This window comes from Bacillus cereus group sp. BceL291, from assembly GCF_051776705.1.
GTDB lineage: Bacteria > Bacillota > Bacilli > Bacillales > Bacillaceae_G > Bacillus_A > Bacillus_A cereus.
The window spans coordinates 26,585-35,103 of record NZ_JBPWAP010000055.1; the positions used below are offsets into that span (position 1 = coordinate 26,585).

The window sequence follows — 8,519 nt, forward strand, 5'->3', positions numbered from 1 at the left end:
AACCATGGATCACAATAAAATAATTCTTAGTATAAAAATCTTAACTACTATTATATTTAATTTATTGTAACAGATATTTACAAATTTTTGTTTCTTTCTTTCCTTACATTTCTTTCCTTAACCCCTCAACCTGCAACAGTTTGCCCTTTCTCTTACCTATTTCTTTCAACTTGCACACTTTTTGCGCTTTTCTTTCCTTAACTCTTTAACTTGCAACAGTTTGCTCTTTCTCTTACCTATTTCCCCTTACTTACATTCCTTTTGCGCTTTATTTGCCTTATTTTTCTCAACTTGCAACATGCTGCTCTTTCTTTTACCTATTTCTACTTCCTGCATTTCTTTTGCGCCTTACTTTCCTTAATTCTTCAACTTGCAACACGGTTGCGCTTTATCTTACCTATTTCTAATCAACTTGCAACATGTTTGCGGTATCCTTCCCCTATTTCTTTCAACTTGCAACAGTATAATTTATTTCTCAACCAAATAATTTTTAAAAAAATCATGTCATTTTAAACTTTTTTAGCTATTTATCTCATATTTTTAATAAGTTACATACATAATATGCAACATGTTTGCGGTATCCTTTCCCTAACTTTCCTACCATTTTCACTGTAATCCCTTATATACCAAGGGTTTAGGTGCTTTTCTATTTACTTTTATACATATTACCCAACTTGCAACACGTTTGCGGTATGCATGCCCTTATTTTTCTCACAAGATGCAACACTGTTTGCGGTATCCTTTCCCTACTTTCATTCTATAAATGCCAACAAGTCCTTTTATATCAAGGCTAATTATTACGATTTATTTTTAATGATTGCATTCACTAACTTGCAACACGTTTGCGGTATCCTTTCCCTAACTCCGCTTCCATTTTCACTCTAATCCTTTATATACCAAGGGTTTAGGTTCCTTTTCACTTACTTTTATACATACCACACAACTTGCAACACGTTTGCGGTATCCTTAACACAAAAAAAAATCATGAAATTCTCTTATCCCTTGATAACACTAGCTTCATAAGCTGTTGCAAGTTGCTATTTTTCTTCTTAAAGGAGCAGCTTTCATCATTTTTCGATTTGCTATAATCAAAATTGGTATATTTTATAGTATTTTGGCATATATTTCTGAATTTGTAGAACGGAGGTGAAAAAGATGGGGAAATCATTTGTGATACGTAATCAACGTAGCTTAAATGGGGAAACAACCAATGCTGTGCTAGTAACCATAAAATCTTGGCAAAAATTTGTGGAAACATTTGAGGAGAAATACTACAGCTATAAAGATACATATTTGGAAGATATTCTGCAGCACATGACATACGAAGATCGCATTGCTGACGTAGAAGGCTTTGTCGAAAAAGCTAAACCATCTTTTTCACGTCGCGCAATGTCTACACTTGCAGAAAAAACTGGAAGAAAGCATAAATTATACGGCATTACAAATGCTGATCTCGAAGTATTCTTATATCTGCATAAGAAATGCTTTACTAATGGTGTCATTCCCAATGTAACCATACATATGATGTGGGAAGATTACAAGCAATATAAAGAAGAGCTTGCATATATTCAGCATTCTCAATTCTATATCGCTTTGAAAAAGTTAAGCTTACATAACATTATCTCTATTGAAAATGGCTTAGATGGCCGATATACAATCAAACTAACTCATTTTATAAACGAGGAAACAGAAAAAGCAAATCCATACGTATATATTAGTCCTGTTGTATTTACAAAGGCTTTCTTTAAGCTATCTGTAGCAGCTAAGAAACTATTCTTAGATATCGCAATGCAACAACATACGGAAACAACATTAAAACGTTCTTTGGACAAGCAGGACGAAAGAGGAAACAAAACTCACTTCGGTGGGATGTATCGTTTCTTACATAAAAAATATCCGCATCAGATCCGTGCGGTTATCGAGGAATTAACAACTGCATTACCATGTACGGGTAATCCCCTATTCAAAATTTGCAAAATGCAAAAAGGTGTAAAACATACAAAACGATATACGACATTATATCTGTCTATCCATTCAGACTTCTTATGTTCGAAAGAAGCTGGGGAAGAACAACATAGGGATCCATTTACACCAAAAGCTACCTATGCTCGAAAAGCGAAATTTATAGAAGCAGTCCTACAAGAGATGAATATCGGTGAACTGTCTGCAGATATGAATAAATTCATTCATGTCTTAAAGCATACTTGTCATCGTCAAATTCGCAGTGTAATCCGCGGACTACGTGACATGGTTGATCGAAAAGAAGGATATCCAACGAAAATTGTATATACATTGAAGAAACTATTGCATCAATCATCTCAATATCAAATTCTCGATACAGCAGCAAAAGAAGGTATCTACCCTCTTATTGCGCAGCATATACCAAAAGAGAGAAATAGTGACCGTGAGCAAGCTGTCTTTAATTTCGGTTTACATTATTCTATGTACTCTCTTCACAACATTAAGAAGATGTTTAAGAATGTGCATGCACTACTGAAGCAGAAGTTTGCGGTACCAGTGACGGAAGAATCTTATCACCGTAATTATCTAAAATACCAGGAAGAAACGTTATTTAGAAAATATGCATATGATCAGGGTGTTAATCTCCATGCATATATCGCTTTAGAAATTGAAATGCGTGAAAAACTAAAAGTTCGTGGTCATAAAGAACGCACGATTCCAAGTGATGTGCGTGAATGGTTTATCGAAGCAATTGATAAGCTGCCACAAGAAAAACTTCGTGTGATTGAACTACCAAAGCAGTTTAATTTACTAGAGTTTATGCGTACCTTCGAACATTTAGTACGTGCTGGAGTAACAATAACAGCTCCAGATCAGGTGCTAACCGCATTGGAAATAAAATAATAGTAATGAGCTCTCTATTTTTGAAAAAATCGAAAGTAGAGGGCTATTCGTGTTTGTATGATTAGTAATCCATTTCTGCTACTCTACTTATAAATACCAAATCAAAAGGACTTCATAAAAAATGGAGTCTTTTTTTATGCAATTCTATACAAATTCGATTCTAGCAATATATAACTCTCCACATAATACTAGGGAGTATTCTTCTAATGTATTAAAACCTATCTTATAATACCTACAAAAAATCAAAAGGAAAATTATAAAAATAGTGGATATGCGGACAAATATGGTTCAATGTGAATATAATCTTTCTAAAAACATTGTAATTACTAATGGTGTTGTATTTATCTAATAAAAATCATCAATAATAATGTGAGTTATGTGTAAATACTGAGTAATGTTAACTAATAGTAGCCTAATCTGGATAAAATGTGGATAATTGAACGCTAGATACTACTGTATTTAACAAAATAAAGAAAATAAAGCCTATTTCCATAGTTGGATAAATATAAAGTGATTTGTATCAATTTCTTTCCGATTTCATGTAGAAACATGTGATTCCCTTTATGCTTTTTTGTAGAATTGATAGTCTAATAATCATTGAATTTCCGTATACATTTTCTACTATTTATGATTTTTTACGTTCTAACATCAAATTTTCCCTTGTGGGAGTAGATCTTTCCCCTATTTTTGATAACCTATAATAGTTTTATCTTTATTTCTTTTTAATATATAAGATATATATTTATAATAGATTTTTAATACAGCTAGTCTGATTGTTAATAAGATGTCAGACCTAATTGAAATATTTGTAAATTACGTTATAATAATGGTAAATAAACATATCATTACCCACATACTAAAGGACAAACCTACGTATCCCTACCAGGGCGAGGTTTGTCCTTTTTTCATTTTAGTAAAAAATTTATATTGGGAGGATTAAACGTGACTGTACTTAAAGATACGACTTACTTAGATATGGATATCTATAACGAGATTAGATTTTTCAAAGGGATATTTTGGGGATTAGTTTTTGTAATTCCTTTTTGGAGTATTATGATAACCCTATTTATTTTACTTTATAGATAATAATTAACATCTCCAAAACGCAAAGGGTTGTTTGTCCGTTTGCGTTTTGGAGATGCCAGCAACCGTGCGTAGCAAAGGGCGGTAGCAGGTCTTTCACTTATTTTCTGTTATAATATATCCTAAGAAATTAGGTGATTATAATGAGCGAAAACATTAATTTAGAAGAAACATTAGCAGCTTTTTCTGCTTATTTAACAGAAAAAGGACGGAAACAATCCAAGATTGAACGTTATGCTTACGACATTAAAGATTTTTATAAGTGGCAAAGGACAAGTGAGAAACTCCTACATATTAAATCATGGAGTGAACTTTCTGAAACGGACTATCAGACATATTTCTCTGAGTTAGAAGACGAGCGTAAATATTCCCAGAAAACAAGACACAGAATATGGGTGATTTTAAAGAAGTTGCACATGTTTTTAGGTATACTTAGTCCATTGGATACTATTAATCTCTCTTTAATTCCGGATCAATCACTACATAACAATGATTTTATTACTGAAGTAGAAGAAAAGCTTTTAAAACAAACTGTTCTATCAACAAAAGGGTTAACAGAAAGACAAGCTAAATATCGTCCTCTTATTATGGATAGAAACGTTTGTATGCTTAATTTAGTAGTAAACTATGGGTTGTCCTTACAAGAGCTTGTATCGCTTAATATGAGCTATATACAGTTTGCTAGAAATATCTTAATGGTACCTGGGAAAAATGGATCAACTAGGTCTGTTTCGTTAACTACGGAAGATACACAGCAGCTCTACAAATATTATACGACTATTCCGGAACCCGTAAGACCTCGACAATACACAGATAATCCCCTATTTGCGGCATTTGATTTTAATCGAGGCACTTATCGTTGGATGTACGAAAAGGATGCACCAAAGGCTTTTTCTGAAGTTGCTATACAAAAGATGGTACGACTTGAAGTGAAACGTGCGGAGTTAAATAGACGTATCTCTATCTCTGCACAGCAGATGAGAAACACTTTTATTCTCCGTCTTATTAAGCAAGGATAAACTGAAGATGAGTTGGTAAGTAGGATGGGGTTCAAAACTAAAATATCTTTAAAAAGATATTATCAATATTTACAGTGACCTATATTAACCATACTAAAATAAGAAGACGTATTCTATTTATGGAATAACAAAAATTAGAACAACAGATATGAATCAGCTTATTTTTTTGGAACTAACGCACCCGTTAGCTGAATAAGGAAAAATGACTTTAGTAACTTATTTTGAACTTTCTCCTATAATTTCTAGTATAGAAACGGAATAATTCGCCAAGTCTTGGACTGATATTGTTTATATTGTTCACCAAATAGTGTAACAAGAGTTCTCTCTTCAACTTTTATACGATACGAATACGCAAGGAAAAATAAAAAGATATTTATGATAATGGCAATGAACAAAGATGAAGATATAGCAACCCCTAAAAAGGTCAGAAAAGAACCTAAATAACCAGGATGGCGAATATAGTTATACAGACCACTTTGAATTAACTTATGTTCCCCCTGCATTCCGACGTTCCTACTATAAAATCGCCCTAATGTTTTCATTGAAGAAAATCTAATCCATACACCAATTAGCCCAACAATAACACCAAAAAACAGAAATGAATTAACCTTATTTATTGTAAAGAAATACATAATTTCTGGAATGATTATCATCAAGGCTAAAACTGCTCCGATAAAAAAACTAGAACCACTATTTTGTTTTTCTTCTTTAACAGGTGAACTTCTATAAAATTCTAATAATAAGTACAGAAAAATAGGTAAATATGCTATAAAAAACATAATTCTTTCTCCTTTCAATAAAAGTGTCTAATGATTAACCCATTTATTTTTATCAATGAGGTCACGCAATTTGGATGACCCTAAGATCATATCAACACAGGTTCTTTTATCAATCTTTATTTTAAATCTACAGCAATCGCATCCCATAGAAAAGTATCATTTTATACTATTATGGAGCATTTCTCCTCGTTTTTTAGATAGAAAAAGAGAGTCCCTTGCTATAGGAACTCTCCCTTATGTATATCCTCTATTTTTAATCAATTACGATTTCATGTATATTTAGCTTGTTTAATTTTTCGTTATAGAAACCCATTACCTTTTGAGCATGTTGTATAGCCATTAATCCATCTTGGACAGTAAGTGCTTCAAAATACGGATAACGAATGTCAGTAGCATAACCATTCAGCTGCACGCACTGTTCTAAAATCAATGAGAACTCCTCATCTAATCTACAACAAGATTTGTGCAGCATTAAAAGGTTATGAGTTTTAGGGACTAGTCTACCGTTTAGTGCAAGAAACCCTTTTAGAAGTTTCTCAACACATTGTTGACTATGGTAACAAATAATTGCAGTAGGGAAAGTTTTCATGTGAGTTAAGTAACTAGAAGAATCTAAATCAGATTTTGCTATGGATAGCCACTCTTTTAGATCCTTAGTATTTCTCATATAGAACCTTCCCCTCTAGCGCAATTTTATGCTCCATGGTTACATTGCGATTAGCACGTTCTTGAAACTCTTCTGGTCCATACACTAAAATATCAACTGGTGTTTCCATTACATCGTAAATCCCCCAATTGATACGATTAATGACTTCCCTTTTTCTTTCTCCTACACCTTCCACAACAATACAGAGATCAAAATCACTGTCTTCATTTGGTGTGCCATATGCATGAGAGCCAAAAAGGATGATTTTTTGGACAGAAGACACAGTTTCACGAATCTTTTGCACCAATAGGTCCAATTCCCTTTTTACCTCTTCGTTAATCCGAATCACCCCTCGGATAATGTAATTAAATTGATGTTTAAGTATATTATACATGCGTTTCTCTTCTCCCTTCTATTATATATTTTTTTTTATTGTTTTCTTGTTTTCCAACGTTTTGCAATGCTTGATAACATTCGTATACCTGCTTGAAGTCTCGCAAGAATCTACCATCAGAAATACTATGAAATCCTTTGAAGTTCTTTCTACACCAATATAAGAGATCAGAATCATCCTTAGCTAAAAAAGAATCCGGATTAGAATGAATCAAAGCCTCTGCTAAACAAGCCAGAAGTAATGGTATCATTTCAGAATCATGCTTGGATAAATCCAGTACAGATACAACGGTATACTGTTTATATTGGTAGTATTGTAGAACAACATCACACATGTTTGTTGGTGTTAATGTACATTGTAATTGAGTGGAATCTAATTGATACACTCGCATTTTGTCCCCTCCTATATCATTACTCTCCAATTGGCGCTGCTTTCATAAAATCTTTTTGAGCTTGGAAAATGATATAGTGATTTGATACGGTCTCCTCATCAAAAATTTCATTAACAAACTATGAAACAGACAATGCAGCGAATTTGTTTGTAATAACGCGCTGTGGTTCTGACGTAGCTAATTCGGAACAACTTAATTGACTTGGAGCTGTTTCTTCTTACTTTCTAAGATTTTTAGCTCATTGTTTTTATGTTCAAGACCGATGAATTCACTTTTGAATTTCTTAATCGTTTTAAGTACCGGAGCAGCTGCAAAAAGCATTTTCCCCGGTTCAGTACAATCCCCACTGTTTACATTAAAGCGAGTTACTAATGTTACTGTTTCTGTACCGTCTGAATCCATTAGAATCATTCCCTTTGAATTACAATCTAATAAAACACCTTGTAATGCGGGCATTGGGTTTTTAACGTCTACAGTAACACTAGCTTCCTCTAATTTTCCGATAAATAATGTACGGTTAATAGTAAATTGCATAATAACCCCTCCAAAAAGTAATAAAAAAAGAACAGACCTCATATCCTGTTCATTCGTTTCCTTGCTGCATAAATGAGACTTAAGCTTACTTTTAAATCTCTTAAATCAGAAATAGTAATATTCATAAATGTCGTAGCCTTCGTTTTGAAGTTTTGATTGTGCGCCTGTAGCAGTGATACAGAACTGATCCATAAAGGATTAGCTAGTTCTTTAATTTCCTCAACAATGTCATGTAAATGAACATTATTTTGTAAATTTCCTTGTGATTTTTCCATGATGTTTCCCCCTTGGTAATAAAATAATCGCCTAAAGTGCTGGCTATACAATAACTTCTAACTTGAAGACAACACAAAAAGGGCTTCTTCAAGTCGATTAAAAATGTGCATAGCAAAATAAGCTATATATACACTAATCGGCTCAAAGAAGCCCTTTCATAATTGAAATAAGACGCAACTTGCTTCTACAACTCAACCACAACACAAAAAAGGTGAAGCTCTTGATACAACCCCACCTTTTTAGTATATAATGAATCATTTAATAATTTAACAGTATGTTTTTAAAGTCTCTATATTTTAGAAAACTTTACAATAAAACAGTACTTCCTTATTTTTTTGAAGAAACAGGATCCATTTTTAATGTTTTTATTCCTTCTTTCAATGTAAACGCATCTGCTCTTAATGTTTTCCAACTATCTTTCGCTGCATTCAGGTTAGGTTTTAAGAATTTAAATTTATTTTGATCTGCTTTTTGGGATGCTTTATCAATATGATTAAGCACTCCTGAATATTGAGAATCTAAATCATGCCAT

Annotated in this window: 5 protein-coding genes and 5 pseudogenes; 2 read left to right on the forward strand and 8 right to left on the reverse strand. The window is 32.9% G+C overall.

Annotated features, from left to right (window positions below; all coding sequences use genetic code 11):
* The first annotated feature begins 1,155 nt into the window (after nt 1-1,155).
* Together ACS2CR_RS25745 and ACS2CR_RS25750 are read left to right on the forward strand one after the other, a co-directional pair.
* Nucleotides 1,156-2,865 (forward strand): hypothetical protein, encoded by a 1,710-nt coding sequence (locus ACS2CR_RS25745; protein ID WP_438906084.1) that lies wholly within the window; start codon nt 1,156-1,158, stop codon nt 2,863-2,865.
* A gap of 1,226 nt (nt 2,866-4,091) precedes the next feature.
* A pseudogene (locus ACS2CR_RS25750) lies at nt 4,092-5,045 on the forward strand (tyrosine-type recombinase/integrase).
* A 164-nt stretch (nt 5,046-5,209) separates the two neighbouring features.
* On the opposite strand, the gene ACS2CR_RS25755 reads toward ACS2CR_RS25750, so the two are convergent.
* From ACS2CR_RS25755 to ACS2CR_RS25790, 8 genes and pseudogenes are all read right to left on the reverse strand, one after another.
* Nucleotides 5,210-5,746: a methyltransferase family protein gene (locus ACS2CR_RS25755; RefSeq protein ID WP_153603075.1), complete on the reverse strand. Its 537-nt coding sequence runs from the start codon at nt 5,744-5,746 to the stop codon at nt 5,210-5,212.
* A gap of 253 nt (nt 5,747-5,999) precedes the next feature.
* Nucleotides 6,000-6,413, reverse strand: coding sequence for a HEPN domain-containing protein (locus tag ACS2CR_RS25760; protein WP_144489035.1), 414 nt, complete (start codon nt 6,411-6,413; stop codon nt 6,000-6,002).
* Nucleotides 6,400-6,786: a nucleotidyltransferase domain-containing protein gene (locus ACS2CR_RS25765; protein ID WP_105433587.1), complete on the reverse strand. Its 387-nt coding sequence runs from the start codon at nt 6,784-6,786 to the stop codon at nt 6,400-6,402. Before ACS2CR_RS25765 ends, ACS2CR_RS25760 begins: the two co-directional genes overlap by 14 nt.
* Entirely contained in the window at nt 6,779-7,177 is a 399-nt protein-coding gene (locus ACS2CR_RS25770) for a hypothetical protein (protein WP_153603076.1), read from the reverse strand. The genes ACS2CR_RS25765 and ACS2CR_RS25770 overlap by 8 nt, the downstream gene beginning before the upstream one ends.
* A gap of 19 nt (nt 7,178-7,196) precedes the next feature.
* Nucleotides 7,197-7,394: pseudogene (locus tag ACS2CR_RS25775) on the reverse strand (ThiF family adenylyltransferase); the annotation flags it as partial.
* Nucleotides 7,385-7,711, reverse strand: a pseudogene (locus tag ACS2CR_RS25780) (DNA polymerase III subunit beta); the annotation flags it as partial. The pseudogenes ACS2CR_RS25780 and ACS2CR_RS25775, both read right to left, overlap by 10 nt.
* 59 nt (nt 7,712-7,770) lie before the next feature.
* A pseudogene (locus tag ACS2CR_RS25785) lies at nt 7,771-7,986 on the reverse strand (hypothetical protein); the annotation flags it as partial.
* 328 nt (nt 7,987-8,314) lie between these two features.
* Nucleotides 8,315-8,519: pseudogene (locus ACS2CR_RS25790) on the reverse strand (hemolysin); the annotation flags it as partial.

Coding starts and splice junctions, on each gene's coding strand:
- ACS2CR_RS25745 (WP_438906084.1), top strand. CDS start 1,156: ATGGGGAAATCATTTGTGATACGTAATCAACGTAGCTTAAATGGGGAA.
- ACS2CR_RS25755 (WP_153603075.1), bottom strand. CDS start 5,746: ATGTTTTTTATAGCATATTTACCTATTTTTCTGTACTTATTATTAGAA.
- ACS2CR_RS25760 (WP_144489035.1), bottom strand. CDS start 6,413: ATGAGAAATACTAAGGATCTAAAAGAGTGGCTATCCATAGCAAAATCT.
- ACS2CR_RS25765 (WP_105433587.1), bottom strand. CDS start 6,786: ATGTATAATATACTTAAACATCAATTTAATTACATTATCCGAGGGGTG.
- ACS2CR_RS25770 (WP_153603076.1), bottom strand. CDS start 7,177: ATGCGAGTGTATCAATTAGATTCCACTCAATTACAATGTACATTAACA.